The following is a 301-nucleotide window of genomic DNA, read 5'->3' on the forward strand; positions in this document are numbered from 1 at the left end:
ATCAATACTGACCGAGCGCAATTCTAATTCTTCGCCGTCCAACGCCAACTCTGTCGACTCGGAATCCAAATCTTTAACAACGTGCATAAGATTCGTTACTTCAGCGCCGTCCTCGAATAGCTTAAAGCTCAAAGAAATACTCTCTACGAGGAAGTTCGGTTTTTGATAGTCTTTTAGATATGTGATGTTTGCTGCTGCGTCTTTCATCTTTGTATTCCTAGAGCCCTCGCTATGCATAATTGCTTAGGCATAAATTGAAACTTCATACGAGCCATATTTTCGAATATTTAAACAAGCTTGT

At 40.2% G+C, this 301-nt stretch carries 1 protein-coding gene; it reads right to left on the reverse strand.

The genetic code is table 11. The features are described from left to right. Nucleotides 1-207 (reverse strand): hypothetical protein (locus A3762_RS05680; RefSeq protein ID WP_156493265.1); only part of this gene is annotated, 207 nt, incomplete at its 3' end. Between the last annotated feature and the right edge of the window lie 94 nt (nucleotides 208-301).

Source organism: Oleiphilus sp. HI0125, from assembly GCF_001635355.1.